This window comes from Hafnia paralvei, from assembly GCF_020150375.1.
Lineage (GTDB): Bacteria > Pseudomonadota > Gammaproteobacteria > Enterobacterales > Enterobacteriaceae > Hafnia > Hafnia paralvei.
The window spans coordinates 2,235,188-2,250,248 of record NZ_CP083737.1 but is presented as its reverse complement, the minus strand read 5'-3'; the positions used below and the strand labels follow the sequence as shown (position 1 = coordinate 2,250,248).

10 protein-coding genes are annotated in these 15,061 nt (G+C 47.3%); 5 read left to right on the top strand and 5 right to left on the bottom strand.

Annotation, left to right across the window (positions count from 1 at the left end):
* Nucleotides 1-160: 160 nt before the first annotated feature.
* Both K9N75_RS10655 and K9N75_RS10650 read left to right on the top strand, forming a co-directional pair.
* Complete coding sequence (locus K9N75_RS10655; protein WP_008813343.1) at nucleotides 161-1,384, top strand: phosphoadenosine phosphosulfate reductase; 1,224 nt, start codon at nucleotides 161-163, stop codon at nucleotides 1,382-1,384.
* Nucleotides 1,381-2,016 (top strand): IbrB-like domain-containing protein, encoded by a 636-nt coding sequence (locus K9N75_RS10650; protein ID WP_008813342.1) that lies wholly within the window; start codon nucleotides 1,381-1,383, stop codon nucleotides 2,014-2,016. The genes K9N75_RS10655 and K9N75_RS10650 overlap by 4 nt, the downstream gene beginning before the upstream one ends.
* A 77-nt stretch (nucleotides 2,017-2,093) precedes the next feature.
* On the opposite strand, the gene cobB is transcribed toward K9N75_RS10650, so the two are convergent.
* Genes cobB through lolC form a run of 5 tightly spaced genes read right to left on the bottom strand, consistent with a single transcriptional unit; the run spans nucleotide 2,094 to nucleotide 7,087 of the window.
* Nucleotides 2,094-2,933, bottom strand: coding sequence for a Sir2 family NAD+-dependent deacetylase (gene cobB, locus K9N75_RS10645; RefSeq protein WP_096080867.1), 840 nt, complete (start codon nucleotides 2,931-2,933; stop codon nucleotides 2,094-2,096).
* Between the two features lie 51 nt (nucleotides 2,934-2,984).
* Entirely contained in the window at nucleotides 2,985-3,896 is a 912-nt protein-coding gene (gene nagK / locus K9N75_RS10640; RefSeq protein WP_008813340.1) for an N-acetylglucosamine kinase, read from the bottom strand.
* 29 nt (nucleotides 3,897-3,925) lie between these two features.
* Nucleotides 3,926-5,176 (bottom strand): lipoprotein-releasing ABC transporter permease subunit LolE, encoded by a 1,251-nt coding sequence (gene lolE, locus K9N75_RS10635; protein ID WP_008813339.1) that lies wholly within the window; start codon nucleotides 5,174-5,176, stop codon nucleotides 3,926-3,928.
* Nucleotides 5,176-5,895, bottom strand: a complete 720-nt coding sequence (lolD, locus tag K9N75_RS10630) for a lipoprotein-releasing ABC transporter ATP-binding protein LolD (RefSeq protein WP_004090166.1) — start codon at nucleotides 5,893-5,895, stop codon at nucleotides 5,176-5,178. The genes lolE and lolD overlap by 1 nt, the downstream gene beginning before the upstream one ends.
* The gene (gene lolC / locus K9N75_RS10625; RefSeq protein WP_008813338.1) at nucleotides 5,888-7,087 is read right to left on the bottom strand and encodes a lipoprotein-releasing ABC transporter permease subunit LolC; all 1,200 of its coding nucleotides are present in this window, start codon (nucleotides 7,085-7,087) and stop codon (nucleotides 5,888-5,890) included. Before lolC ends, lolD begins: the two co-directional genes overlap by 8 nt.
* Before the next feature lie 834 nt (nucleotides 7,088-7,921).
* Between lolC and K9N75_RS10620 the strand changes: the two genes are divergently transcribed.
* From K9N75_RS10620 to mfd, 3 genes are all read left to right on the top strand, one after another.
* Complete coding sequence (locus K9N75_RS10620) at nucleotides 7,922-8,578, top strand: helix-turn-helix domain-containing protein (protein WP_008813337.1); 657 nt, start codon at nucleotides 7,922-7,924, stop codon at nucleotides 8,576-8,578.
* Between the two features lie 135 nt (nucleotides 8,579-8,713).
* Nucleotides 8,714-11,254 carry an autotransporter outer membrane beta-barrel domain-containing protein gene (locus K9N75_RS10615; RefSeq protein WP_224452564.1) on the top strand — a complete coding sequence of 847 codons (2,541 nt, stop codon included), beginning with the start codon at nucleotides 8,714-8,716 and terminating at the stop codon, nucleotides 11,252-11,254.
* Between the two features lie 314 nt (nucleotides 11,255-11,568).
* Nucleotides 11,569-15,030: a transcription-repair coupling factor gene (mfd, locus tag K9N75_RS10610; protein ID WP_039187709.1), complete on the top strand. Its 3,462-nt coding sequence runs from the start codon at nucleotides 11,569-11,571 to the stop codon at nucleotides 15,028-15,030.
* Nucleotides 15,031-15,061: the final 31 nt, after the last annotated feature.

Here is a 15,061-nt window from a genome sequence, read left to right as displayed (position 1 = left end):
ATATAAATTAAAAAACAATATTAATATTTTATTTATTAACCAAATTTAACTTTAGATTTAGGCAACATATTTAAAATATGTAGCTATCAACCTATTACGTTACGTATTATTCTATTAATCTCTACATCACCTGAACGACAATGTCTTAAAATAAATCGCTATGGATGCGTTAACTAATAAAAAAATAGCTTTAAGCATTGATGTGCTAAAAGCGGCAAAATCGCGTATCGAATGGACTTTTGATACATTCTCTCGCGTTTGCGTTTCTTTTTCCGGCGGCAAAGACTCCACGGTATTACTCCATTTAGTTGCCGAATATGCGAAAGCGCATAACAGGAAATTCGACGTTTTATTTATTGACTGGGAGGCTCAGTTTACCCATACCATCACCCATATTGAGAAGATGCGACGCTTATATCATACCGAGATCGGAACGTTTTATTGGGTTGCATTACCCATTACGACGGGGAATTCTGTTTCGCAATTTCAGCCGGAATGGCAATGCTGGACTCCCGATATTGAGTGGATACGCAAGTTTCCCGCTGACGCCATCTCTGATACGGCTTTTTTCCCGTTTTATTATGACGGCATCACTTTTGAAGAGTTTATGCCGGCCTTCGCAAGCTGGTACTCCATGCAACAACCCAGCGCAATGATGATCGGTATTCGCACCGACGAATCATATAACCGCTTCTGGGCCGTTGCATCAAAACGAAAACATCGTTTTGCTGATGACAAACCGTGGACTACCGCTAACATTTCTGGACACTGCTATAGCATTTACCCAGTCTACGATTGGAAAACCGAAGATATTTGGACCTATTTTGCCTCAACAGGAAAAGCCTATAACACACTGTATGACCTGATGTATCAGGCTGGCGTAGCGCTTCGTTCTATGCGTATCTGCGAACCTTTTGGCCCTGAACAACGTCAAGGGCTATGGCTTTATCATGTTCTAGAACCTGAATGCTGGGAACGTGTTTGCACCCGTGTATCAGGTGCAAATACGGGTGGAATTTATGCAAATAACCGTGGTGATTTTTATGCTCGCCGTCAGGTACATAAACCCGATAATCATAACTGGCGCAGCTATGCCCTATTCTTACTCGACAGCATGCCGCAAAAAACCGCAGAGCATTATCGTAACAAAATCGCTATTTATTTACGTTGGTATCAGACTCATGGTTTTCCCATTGATATACCCGATGAACAAGAGAAAGACATTGGCTCTAAAGATATTCCGTCTTGGCGACGCATTTGCAAAGTTCTTCTAAGAAATGATTATTGGTGTCGTTCTTTATCATTTAGCCCAAATAAACCTAGTAGCTATGAGCGGTATCACAAAAGAATTCAGGCGCGCAGGAAGTGTTGGAGTGTTATATGAAGATTGATACGTTAGTTAACGATCTAAAAGTAGAGTTGGAATCTATGCCTGAAGCCATAAAAATTGAGGCTTTAAATAAGATCCGAGTCATGCTTCATCAAGTGAGTCCATTTAGCAATGAGCCTATCGATTGTGTACTCTGGAAGTCTATCGAAGATGTTGTCGCGAATGATTATAATCCCAATAACGTTGCCCCACCTGAAAAGCGGCTTTTATATACATCGTTATTGCGTGATGGCTACACCCAACCGATCGTTACCGCTCAAATAAAAGATGATGATAAAGACTATGTCATCGTAGATGGTTTTCATCGCCGTGAACTGGCCGCCGATCGTCCTAAGCTACGTAAACGTGTCCGCGGCTATCTTCCTGTCGTCATCTTAAACGATCTAGAAAACGAAAAGTCCCATCGCATCGCAGCGACAATTCGTCATAATCGCGCGCGCGGCAAACACCAAATCAGCATCATGTCGGATATCGTACGCGAACTTTATCGCCTCGGCTGGAGCGATGAGAAGATCAGTGAAGAACTGGGCATGGATGCAGATGAGGTATTGCGTTTGAAACAAATCAGCGGATTGATGGAGTTATTTCAGGATCGCGAATTTTCCGAGGCATGGACGGTCAAATAGCCTAAACAGTTTCGCCATCTTTACAGGATAAAGATGGCGAAATAAACGAGTGCTATGTCATAACCGCACATGTACGATTATTTATAAATCTCTTCCAGCAGATCGCGGACATACTCCGGCACCACTTGGCTTGCGGCGCCATAGTGCTTCTCATCAAACTGGCTTTCGACCTGACTCGGTTCGAGATTGAGTTCTACCGTATGAGCGCCATTCAGATGGGCTTCATGCACAAATCCAGCGGCGGGATACACGTGGCCAGATGTCCCAATCGCGATGAAGTAATCTGCTTTAGCCAATGCTTCGTAGATATCATCCATACCAATCGGCATTTCGCCAAACCAGACAATATGAGGTCGCAGCGGCGCAGGGAACTGACAGCAGTGACAGCGGTCATCTACGGAAAGATCGCCTTCCCAACGGATAACCTGTCCTGACTGAGTACAGCGGGCTTTTAGCAGCTCACCGTGCATATGGATAATTCGCGTGTTTCCCGCGCGTTCGTGCAGATTATCAATGTTCTGTGTAACCAGCATAAAATGATCGCCTAGCTGACGTTCAAGTTCAGCGAGTGCTAGATGCGCCCCATTAGGCTGAATCTCTGGCTGCTGCAGCTGATGGCGACGCGCATTATAGAAGCGCTGTACCAACTCAGGATCGCGGTGATAGCCTTCTGGTGTCGCCACATCTTCAACACGATGCTCTTCCCATAGACCATCGGCTGCACGGAACGTACGTATTCCTGATTCGGCCGAAATACCTGCGCCGGTCAGAACCACAACATAGGGTTTAGTCATACACCCTCCCGCCTCATTGTTCGCGTGACACAGTGTATCACGGTGGAAAATTCGAGAGCGAAAACGCTGATGCCGCAATCGTTTGTTTTTCCTAAACCGGCATATACGATGACGGGTACGCATAACGACTGCTCCTCAATGGTTTCTTTGCCACAACAAAGATAATAATCGTAATTAGTCGGTCAGATTTAAAAATGCCGCGCCTCGCACTCCGCCAGCATCACCGTATCGAGCAGGCTCAATACGCGGGGCTTTGGCTGCGCTCAGCATAGAACGTGGAACCCGTTCGTTCAGCAAGGGATAAAGCTCGGAGAAATTCGATAGCCCACCGCCCAATACCACAAGATGCGGATCGATAACGGTGAATAAATTTCCCAAGCAAATCGCTAGCACATCAGCAAAACAATCAACGTGTGCCAACGCTTGTGCATCAGCGGCGCGGTAGCGAGCGATAATGTCTTTGGCTCCGAGCTTTTCACCGGTGCGATATTGGTATAACCATTCGAAACCGCGGCCTGAGATGTAGTTTTCGATGCAGCCCTGTTGCCCGCAGCCACAAGCAAGGCGTGGAGTATCCATCCCAATGCGATCGAGCGCATCAACCGGCAAACGTAAATGACCAAACTCTCCGGCAAGGTAATTACGGCCTGTAAAACTTTTACCGTTGATAATTAAACCACCACCCACGCCTGTGCCTAAAATAATCCCCAGCACACTCGGATAAGCGCGGAACTCTGCATCCCACGCTTCCGATAAAGCAAAACAGTTGGCATCATTATCAACACGCACGGGGCGTTTAATCAGGGCAGATAAATCACGCGGCAATGGTTTTCCCAGGGCTGACGGTATATTGACGGCATAAAGCGTGCCCTTATCTGCATCAATAGACCCAGGGCACCCGATCCCTACTTGCCCCTGAGTTCCCGTCAGGTTATCAGCCTCAAATACCAGTGATGCAAAGGCATTAAGCAACTCACGGTAATCATCATGCGGTGTCGCTATGCGTTTTTGCCAGATCGGGTTAAGTTCAGCGTCAAACACGCCGAGCTCAATTTTGGTGCCACCCATATCAAAACCGTAATACATCTACACAACTCCTATTGAGTCAGCATGCATTACTGACCACCGCTCAATACCCGCGCAGGATCTATACGACTGGCTCGTCGAGCTGGGTACCAGCTAGCAACCAGACTTAGAATAATCGCCGTGGCAAGCACTTCCACTACATCAACCCAATGCAGTTCAGTTGGCAGGAAATCGATGGGATAGATATCTCCAGATAACAAACGATGTCCGATCACTTTTTCGATAATCTTCGAGATGTTCGTTAGCTGCAGAGATGCTACGACACCAATCACAACGCCGGACACACTCCCCACCATTCCAGCCAGTAAACCATACCAGATGAAAATAGCGCGGATCAGCCGATCTTTCGCGCCGAGCGTTCGCAGTACCGCAATATCGCTGCTCTTATCTTTCACGGCCATAACCAGCGTAGAGACAATGTTGAAGCAGGCCACACCAATCACCAGCACCATCGCCAAATACATAATGGCGCGGATCATCTGGATATCACGGAACATGTACCCATAGGTACCTTTCCAGCTACGAAGATATACGTAAGCATTGGTCACTTCACCCGCGTCCCGCACCAGCTTATCGGCGTTAAACACGTCATTAACTTTGATGCTGATACCGGTGACACTGTCACCGAGATCTTGATACTGCTGGGCATCCGCTAGGGGTACCATCGCTAAGCTGTGATCCAGCATCCCACTCAGTTGTAAAATGCCGCTAACGTGTAGACGAATACGTTTAGGTTGTAATAGTTTCATCTGAGGATCGTTATTGGGCACCATCACAGTCACCCAATCCCCAACTTTTACATGGAGCGCATCGGCCACACCTTTGCCTAAAATAACCTGTTGCTCACCTGCTTTGAACTTCGACCACGCATTATCCTGCACATATTGTGACAGTGAGCTCACGCGGCTTTCTTGTTCAGGATTTACGCCGCGCAGTTGTACCGCAACTAGCTGAGTGCCACTTTCAATCAGCCCCGTAAACTCGACGTAAGGCGCGGCGGCAACAATGCCTTTAACTTTCTCCACACGCTCCAGCACCTGTGGCCAGCCAGTGAACGGCTGCTCTACAGGAAAAATTTCACCGTGGGGCACCACGGAAAGAATGCGATGGTCTAGCTCACGCTCAAAACCATTCATGGCGCTTAGCCCGACGATCAACACGGCTACGCCCAGTGCAATACCGATGGTAGAAATGACGGAGATCAGAGACACCATGCCACCACGGCGGCGCCCACGGCTAAAGCGTAGGCCGATCAGCAGGGATAATGGTGAAACCGACATTATTGCGCCCCCATCAGGGTCACATTTTGCTGAAGCTGCCCATCACGCATTTCAAGCTGACGGTTCAAGCGCTTAGCCAACGCTAAATCGTGAGTAACAACCAAAAAAGCGGTTCCTTGACGAACATTCAGCTCACCTAACAGATCAAAAATACTGTCAGCGGTACGCATATCGAGGTTACCGGTCGGTTCATCGGCCAACACCAGCGAAGGATTATTCACCAAGGCACGGGCAATCGCGACACGCTGGCGCTCGCCACCAGAAAGCTCAGACGGCCGATGGTGGCTACGTTTCGCCAAACCAACGGCGGTGAGCATATCCATGGCTTTACCCTGCGCATCCTCACCCTTTTTACCGCCGATCAACAACGGCATCATTACGTTTTCTAACGCGCTAAAATCAGGCAACAGATGATGGAACTGATAGATAAAACCCAGTTCGCGGTTACGTAATTCCGCCTTCGCGGTTGAGCTCATCTCATTAAGTGACTGGCCTTTGAATATCACTTCACCAGACGTTGGCGAATCTAATCCACCGAGCAGATGCAGCAGCGTACTTTTCCCCGAACCAGAGCTTCCGACAATGGCCATCATTTCACCCGGCTGCATGTCAAAGGTCACATTACGCAATACGTCCGTGTGCAATTTGCCTTCATGGTAGGTTTTGCACAGGTCTTTGCACTGCAACAGTTCTTTATACAAAGACGGAGAGTTACTCATAACGTAAAGCCTCAGCAGGATTCACCGCGGCAGCTCGCCACGACGGATATAACGTAGAAAGCAGCGCCAGCAGCATTGCCACAACGGCAATCAGCACAACCTGCAGAATATTGATATCAACCGGTAAATTGCCACCGGCTAACATTTCCCCCAAACCAGGAATGACATTGATCTGGCTGGCGAACACCACGCCAAGCCCTGCACCTAACAACGCACCAATAATTCCGGCGCTAGCACCCTGCACCATAAACACGGACATAATCTGCCCACGTGTTAAGCCTTGAGTCTGTAGGATCGCAACTTCGCCCTGCTTTTCCATCACCAGTAAGCTCAGTGAAGTAATAATGTTAAACGCAGCCACAGCGATAATTAAGCTCAGCAGCAAACCCATCATGTTTTTTTCCATCTTGACTGCTTGGAACAGCTCGCCTTTACGCTCGCGCCAGTCCTTCCATTCCAAGCCTTTTTCCAGCGGTTGACTTACCAGAGCGTCAATCGCCAAAGGTTTATCCATATAAACACGCCAACCGGTGATATTCCCCAGCGGATATCTCATCAAACGCGAAGCATCCTGTTGGTTCATCAGCATCTGATACTGATCAACTTCGCTGTCAGCAGAAAAAGTGCCCACCACGTTGAACACGCGCTGGCTAGGAATGCGCCCCATCGGCGTGAATTGGCTAGCACTCGGCACCATGATCCGCAGTTTCTCGCCGCGCTTAACACCGAGCTGCCCTGCTAGCTGGTCACCTAAAATGACATTGTATTGACCGGGCTGCAGCGCCTGTAGGTTGGAGCCATTGAGATAAGCAGAAAGCGGTTCTTTCTCATTAGGATTGACGCCCAGAATGACGCCCACAGCTACGCTATGTGCGCTTTGCAACACGGCATTGCCGGTTGTCAGAGGAGCAACACGTTTCACCCCTGCCAGATGTTCAAACTGTGTGGCGGGGACCTGCTCTGGATTTATCGACCCTTGTGTCGATGTGATCAATGCCTGCGGCATCAATCCAAGAATATTGTTTTCCAGATCGCGCTCAAAACCGTTCATCACCGAAAGAACGATGACGAGCGCCATAACACCAAGCGTGATGCCTATAGTAGAAAGCCAAGAGACAAACCGGCCAAAGCGGTCTGAGGCTCGTCCGCGCATATAACGCAGACCGATGAATAACGCGACAGGTTGATACATGAAATCCGTTCGGTTGCTGTAGTTAAAGCAAAGAGATTGTTGATGATAATGTTTACAACCCCTTTAGGGAACCCAAAACACTCTCTATATACGGTTTTTTACCAGAAGACAGCAATTTCATCGCCTAGTAGTGACGCATTTTTGAGCACACTCACCTCGCTGTTCGTTTTACGGCGGTAACTTAGTTAGCGAAACATTCCATCCATGAATATTAGATATTCATTTTATACTTTTTACCTAAGGATATTCTGAAAAATAGCCTGTCGTACCTTAGACAACGCAATTATGCCAACTTCACCGACTCATAAATCGTCATTTTTTAATAGATTAAAATAGCTGTTTCGTATCCTAATTCAGTATTTCATCCACTTATTTTTTGCTGTAAAAATTCTTTTAAAAAAAATAACGCTAATAAAATTCACCATGATTCCTATCTTACTCATTCATTTTTATATAAAAATAGCAGATGTGCATATAACACCTTTTGGTACTCACCCTGCGCACTACTCAATTCATATAAACGATCGATAACAAAATACCAATAGACAACACCTATCAATAAATAGCCTTTCGATCTGTAAAACCATCTTTAATCACACAGAATTTATGAGTAAACTAAAACCATTAACAAGCTATATTATTATTTTTTTAATTAGATCAATTATAACAAAACAGGTGTTTTTAACTTTAAAAAATTCAACGACCGGTCTCCACCAGAAGAATAATTCTATTCCATCTACTGTACTAAAAATATTTACACACGCACTAGCTCAAAGTGAAAAGAGGTCATTGCATAATAAAAGTACACATTGGAAATCGTAAACAGGGATCTGTATGCCACAAATTGCTATTGTCGAACGGTGCCATTTTATAAGGAATGGACTAAAAAGCCTCTTATTAGATATTACTCAAGAACAAGGGCACCACACTGAGATCCATACCTTCAACAGCATAAGCGATATCGATAAATGTCGTTATAAATCAGTAGAAAATGATCTTGACAGACTAATTATGGTCGTTAATGCGTCTAGTGGATTTTATAGCCTCACAAAAGGCTTCCATCCGTTCATTGAAAACTTAGTTGCCAGAATTCCTAACATCAAAATCATTATTATTTGCGAAGATACACTGCAGCGCCTTGCGTATCATGAATTACGTTCTCATCACAGCGTAAGCGGGATTATTTCAACGAAGAGCAAAATTGATGACCTCAAAGCTCAGTTGGAGAGCGTTGTTTATTCTCATAACCAGTCAGTTCGGCCAAATAACTCATCCAGAATTATGCTAACTAAAAGAGAACAGCAGGTTATTAACGCACTTCTTTCAGGGAAAAGTGCAGCGACTATCGCTGGAAAGCTCAATGTCAGCCAGAAAACAATCAGTGCTCATAAAATTAACGCATTAAAGAAACTCAATATTAGAACAATCGCACTGCTATTTGACATATTACCTTTATCCAGTCAGGAGATAAATATGAATCCATATCAATAATCATAACTGAATGGAATCATCTCAAGTAAAAACAATTACCCTCTGCACCCTTCCTATCAGAGCATGATTTCAGCGTGCTAGGTAGAAAATACGCTCGTCTTAATATTAAGTTTTTATGAATCAGGGAATATTTTCATGGATAAAAAAATAACTCTCATTGCGCTCTCTTTAATTCAAGCCTTCTCTTTAGCGGGGTATGCGAACCAAGCCAGTGCGGCTACATTTTGTGGCGATCGCCCTAATGTGACTTGGGGTGGCGATAGCACCATCAGCGGCGACTTAGGCGCAGATCAATGCTACGAAATCGGCGCAGGCCCTGGCTACGCAGGTAGCGGTATCAATCTTAACGCTCTGGCAGGCAGTAAGCTTAGCGTCGTGGGCTACTTGAAAGACTCTACGGTTAACGATGGTGCAGAAGTCTGGATTGGTAAAGATCCAATGATAGCTTGGGATGATTATTTTGCAGATGCGCCAGCAAATGCCACCAATATCATAATCAAATCAGGTGCATTAATCCGTGTTGTTGAAAGCGGAACCTTGCAAGACTCTCAGATCGATGGTGGTACTGTTTACGTCTATAAAAACAAGGTGGACGGCGGGCAATCCATTGACAACAGTGTGAATGCAGGTGGGCGTTTGTTTGTTTATCTAGAGGGGAAATCCCAGGGAACTATTATCAATGATGGGGGAACCGAGTTCGTACAGCAAAAAGGAACCTCACAAAATACGCTGATCAACTCGGGAGGCACACAGCAGGTTCGCTTAGAGGGTCAGGCTGATAACACGACTATCAACGATGGTGGTACTCAATATGTGACTACTGGCGGCGTTGCCACAAATACACACGTGCATGGTGGCTCGCAAATTCTTACCGCCACCGAAACTAACCCTCTAGGTGGCACTGCTCAGCATACGCAGGTTTACCTCGATGGGACACAGCATATTTTGATGGGTTCATCTGCTGTTGACACCCAGCTTTTTGATCATGCTGAACAATATATTTATGCCAGTTCTTCGGCTGAAAATGTCACCATCAATGATAACGCTAGCACCACCCTGCGGGATACGGCTCAGTTGCTCGGTGAGACTCAGATAAACAATCAAGGCCGATTAAATATCATTGCCGAAGACCAGGATGCTGAAGCTTATGCTGAATCAGTTAATTTGAATGGTGAAAACACCGCTGTTCAGATTTTTGCCAACGGAAGTGATACTCAAGGCGCCCACATCGGCATTCTGCAAGGTAATGGGAACGTTATATTCTCTCAAGCTAACGCTGACACCCATTCACACTTAAACGTAGATAAGCTCTCAGGCAATCTTAACTTTTTGTTCAACAGCAGTATTCAGGAAGGGCGTGGTGATTTCTTAACAATAGCTGACGGCAGTGGCAATCATAAGGTCATAGTACAGGACTCAGGCAAAGAGATCACCGATCCCGGCAATACAACGTTAAATCTAATTAATGATCAAAACAGTGGAGCCCATTTTAGTCTGGCGTCTCTCTCGGGGCATACTATTGCTGCCGTGGATGGCGGCACCTATATGTACACGCTTATAAAGCAAGCGGATAAGGATGGCATGCACGGCGACGTATGGTATTTGGGCTCTGATTTCTCCAGTACGCCAGATCCTGAACCTACACCCGACCCAGACCCGACACCTGACCCTGATCCAACCCCCGATCCCGATCCAACTCCGGAACCTGAACCTACCCCAGAACCGGAACCCACTCCGGAGCCACAACCAAAGCCCCAGACGACACCGTCAACCGACGCGGTGCTTAGCATGGCCTCTGCAAATCAATTTATTTTTGATGGCGAGCTGCAGAGCCTAAGATTCCGTAAAGGTGACCTTAACGCGAGTAAAGGACAAAACGCGGGGATTTGGGGTCGATACTTGACCAACAACACTCACGTCGAAAGCACAAATAATGCGGCCTACCGCATGCAACAGAATGGCTTCGAGATCGGTGGGGACAAGGTCTTTACCTTAGAGCCCGGTTATTTGCTGGCTGGTGCGTTCACCTCATACAGTGACAATAGTTTGAAACACGCACGCGGGGGTAATAGCAGCATCGACAGCTATAGCATCGGGGCCTACCTGACCTATTTCGACAACAGCGGCTATTACATTGATGGTGTGTTAAAAGCTAACCGTTTTAGCAACTCACTCAACGCCAGAATGACATCTGGCAGCTCAGCCCGCAGTGATTATCATCAGAATGCTATCGGTGGTGCATTAGAAGCCGGTTATCACTACAGTTTTGCCGACACTTGGTTTGCCGAACCTTATTTACGCACTTCCTACTTCATTGCTGAAAGCAAAGACATTACGCTGAATAACGGCATGAAGGCGAACATCGATAATAATCGCTCGGCGAAGGCGGAGATCGGTAGCACTTTCGGAACCCAATTCTCCTTATCGAATGGCACAGACATCAAACCTTACATTCGTGTCGCCGTTGAGCGCGAGTTCATTAAGTCCAATAACGTAACGATTAATCGAAATAACGATTTCAACAATGATTTCTCCGGTAACGCAGGTAAATATGGCGCAGGCGTAAACGTTCAAGTGACGTCCACGACCACGCTGTACGCCGAGGCAAACTACCGCAACGGACAGCATGTTGAATCACCGTTGATGGGCAATGTCGGTTTCCGCATTAACTTTTAATCTGTCGCATGACTCTCAATATCCCCGACTCTTTGGAGAGTCGGGGATATTTCTTTCATGGTTATTCTTTATGGTTATTCTTTATTGTTATTTGGTTATTAATTCACCGCTTTAGCATTAACTCCCCTCAAATCTGCCGATAATTTCAGCAGATGAAAATAAAAATGAATATAACCATTTGTTTTTAATAATTTTAAATCAAATACCCTACTCTGCTGTTGCCAAAGAAAAGTGATAAAGGATAATAAAGCTCAGAACTGCGGTGCCTGATGAGGCGACGCGCCAAAAGAGCTACAGAGACTGACTAACGATTTATGTCTGAACAATACCAATTCACGTTACCTGAGCGTTATACGCTACCGGCCAAAGCGGGCGATGTACGGCTTTTAGGTCAGCTGACGGGCTCTGCTTGTGCGCTGGAATGTGCGCAAATCGCCGAAAAGCACACTGGTCCAGTGGTGCTGATCACTTCCGATATCCAATCAGCATTGCGCCTGCGCGATGAAATCCAGCAGTTTACTTCGCGGATGGTGACCACTCTATCTGATTGGGAAACGCTGCCCTACGACAGTTTCTCACCGCATCAAGATATTATCTCAGCGCGCCTCTCTAGCCTGTATCAGTTACCCACCATGAAGCGTGGCGTATTTATCCTGCCGGTAAATACCCTGATGCAGCGTGTATGCCCGCATGAATTCCTGCATGGTCATGCGCTTGTGATGCAAAAAGGTCAGCTATTATCACGGGATAAGTTGCGTAGCCAGCTCGAACAAGCTGGTTACCGCAGCGTCGATCAGGTCATGGAACACGGCGAGTTTGCGACTCGTGGCGCATTGCTCGATCTCTACCCCATGGGTAGCGACGAGCCTTATCGCATCGATTTCTTCGACGACGAAATCGACAGCCTGCGCGTATTCGATGTTGATTCCCAGCGTACATTGAACGAAGTTGAATTCATCAACCTGCTGCCCGCGCATGAATTCCCAACCGATCAAACCGCCATTGAACTCTTCCGCAGCCAATGGCGTGAGCACTTTGAAGTCCGCCGTGACCCTGAACATATCTATCAACAGGTGAGTAAAGGCATATGGCCAGCAGGTATTGAATATTGGCAGCCGCTGTTCTTTAGTCAGGAGCTTCCACCGCTGTTTAGCTATTTTCCTGCTAGCACATTGCTCATTAATACCGGTGAGCTGGAGGCTTCGGCAGAGCGTTTCTGGCTAGATGTGAATCAGCGCTATGAAAACCGCCGCGTGGATCCCATGCGTCCGCTGTTAACACCGGATAAACTCTGGCTACGTGTAGACGAGCTCTTTTCTTCGCTGAAAAAGTGGCCGCGTGTTCAACTAAAAACCGACAAGTTGGATAAAAAAGCGGCTAATACCAACCTAAACTATCAACCTTTACCAGAGTTGACCGTTCAGGCACAAAATAAAAGCCCGCTAGATAACCTGCGACGCTTCATTGAAAGCACTAAGGATGCCATTGTTTTCTCGGTAGAAAGTGAAGGCCGACGCGAAACCATGCTCGAATTGCTGGCTCGCATCAAAATTAGCCCTTCACTTATCAGCCGTATAGAAGATGCTGAGGCGGGAAAAATCTATATCATGCAGGGCTCGTGCGAGCATGGATTTATCAATCCCGAGCTCAAACTCGCACTGATCTGCGAAAGCGATTTGCTCGGCGAGCGCGTTAGCCGCCGCCGCCAAGACAACCGACGCACCATCAATACTGACACCCTAATCCGTAATCTGGCAGAACTCAGCATCGGCCAGCCGGTGGTGCACTTAGAACACGGTGTAGGCCGCTACGGCGGAATGACTACGCTAGAAGCCGGCGGGATCAAAGGTGAGTATCTCATTCTGACCTACGCCGGTGATGCTAAGCTGTATGTGCCCGTATCCTCACTTTATCTGCTTAGCCGCTATTCTGGCGGAGCCGATGAGAGTGCGCCGCTGCATAAACTCGGCAGCGATGCGTGGACCAGAGCACGTCAGAAGGCCGCAGAAAAAGTTCGAGACGTGGCCGCCGAGCTGCTTGATATCTATGCCATGCGTGCGGCTAAACCCGGCTTCGCCTTTAAGCAAGATCGCGAAGCTTATCAAATGTTCTGCCAGAGTTTCCCATTTGAAACGACGCCTGACCAGAGCATGGCCATTAACGCCGTACTCAGCGATATGTGTCAGCCACTAGCGATGGATCGTTTGGTGTGCGGCGACGTTGGCTTCGGAAAAACCGAAGTGGCCATGCGCGCCGCGTTCCTCGCGGTACACAACAATAAACAGGTCGCGGTTCTAGTGCCTACCACGCTGCTTGCACAGCAGCATTACGACAACTTCCGCGACCGTTTCGCCAACTGGCCGGTTCGCATTGAGATGATTTCCCGCTTCCGCAGCGCAAAAGAGCAAACTCAGGTATTGCAAGATGCCGCAGAAGGTAAAGTCGACATTCTGATCGGTACTCATAAGCTATTACAGGCCGATGTGCAGTGGCGCGATCTGGGGCTACTGATTGTCGATGAAGAACACCGCTTTGGCGTGCGTCAAAAAGAGCGTATCAAAGCCATGCGTGCCGACGTGGATATTCTAACCCTCACTGCAACACCAATACCGCGAACGCTCAATATGGCAATGAGTGGTATGCGTGATCTGTCGATTATTGCGACTCCGCCGGCGCGTCGCCTCGCGGTAAAAACCTTTGTGCGTGAATATGACAGCTTAGTCGTTCGCGAAGCCATTCTGCGTGAAGTCACGCGTGGTGGACAGGTTTACTACCTTTATAACGACGTCGAGAATATTGAAAAAGCGGCTCAGCGTTTAGCAGAATTGGTGCCGGAAGCGCGTATTGCGATTGGCCACGGGCAAATGCGCGAGCGCGAACTTGAACGCGTAATGAATGATTTCCATCATCAGCGTTTCAACGTTTTAGTGTGTACAACCATTATCGAAACAGGGATTGATATCCCAAGCGCCAATACCATCATTATCGAACGTGCCGATCATTTTGGTTTAGCACAGCTGCATCAGCTACGTGGTCGCGTTGGTCGCTCATTCCATCAGGCCTATGCTTATTTACTGACGCCGCCGCCAAAGGCCATGTCCACCGATGCGCAAAAACGCTTGGAAGCCATCGCTTCTCTGGAAGATTTGGGCGCAGGTTTTGCTTTAGCCACCCATGATCTAGAGATCCGCGGTGCAGGCGAGCTGTTGGGAGATGATCAGAGCGGACAGATGACGACCATCGGTTTCTCTCTGTATATGGAATTACTGGAAAGCGCCGTTGATGCACTGAAAGAGGGGCGAGAACCTTCACTCGAGGATCTCACCAGCAATCAAACCGATGTTGAGCTGCGCATGCCAGCCCTGCTACCGGATGACTATATTCCTGACGTCAGCACGCGCCTGTCATTCTACAAACGCATTGCTAGCGCGAAAAATGACGATCAGTTGGAAGAGCTAAAAGTTGAGCTTATCGATCGCTTTGGCTTGCTGCCAGATGCAGCGCGCAATCTGCTGCAAAGCGCGAAGCTGCGTTTGGATGCCATGGCGCTGGGTATTCGTCGGATCGAAGGTAATGACAAAGGCGGGTTTATTGAGTTCAGCGAGAAAAACCACGTTGACCCCATGTTCCTAATTGGTCTGTTGCAGAAGAAACCGCAAATCTTCCGCTTAGATGGACCCACTAAGCTGAAGTTTATTGTCGATCTCAGCGAACGTAAGGCTCGTTTGGAGTTTATTGGCTCTCTGCTGAATGAATTTACCGAGCATCGAGTTTAAATCACACCACGGGGTATAAATATATACCCCG

What these genes read in the sequence shown, in the direction of transcription:
- K9N75_RS10655 (WP_008813343.1), top strand. Translation starts at nt 161, where the DNA reads ATGGATGCGTTAACTAATAAAAAAATAGCTTTAAGCATTGATGTGCTA.
- K9N75_RS10650 (WP_008813342.1), top strand. Translation starts at nt 1,381, where the DNA reads ATGAAGATTGATACGTTAGTTAACGATCTAAAAGTAGAGTTGGAATCT.
- cobB (WP_096080867.1), bottom strand. Translation starts at nt 2,933, where the DNA reads ATGCGTACCCGTCATCGTATATGCCGGTTTAGGAAAAACAAACGATTG.
- nagK (WP_008813340.1), bottom strand. Translation starts at nt 3,896, where the DNA reads ATGTATTACGGTTTTGATATGGGTGGCACCAAAATTGAGCTCGGCGTG.
- lolE (WP_008813339.1), bottom strand. Translation starts at nt 5,176, where the DNA reads ATGTCGGTTTCACCATTATCCCTGCTGATCGGCCTACGCTTTAGCCGT.
- lolD (WP_004090166.1), bottom strand. Translation starts at nt 5,895, where the DNA reads ATGAGTAACTCTCCGTCTTTGTATAAAGAACTGTTGCAGTGCAAAGAC.
- lolC (WP_008813338.1), bottom strand. Translation starts at nt 7,087, where the DNA reads ATGTATCAACCTGTCGCGTTATTCATCGGTCTGCGTTATATGCGCGGA.
- K9N75_RS10620 (WP_008813337.1), top strand. Translation starts at nt 7,922, where the DNA reads ATGCCACAAATTGCTATTGTCGAACGGTGCCATTTTATAAGGAATGGA.
- K9N75_RS10615 (WP_224452564.1), top strand. Translation starts at nt 8,714, where the DNA reads ATGGATAAAAAAATAACTCTCATTGCGCTCTCTTTAATTCAAGCCTTC.
- mfd (WP_039187709.1), top strand. Translation starts at nt 11,569, where the DNA reads ATGTCTGAACAATACCAATTCACGTTACCTGAGCGTTATACGCTACCG.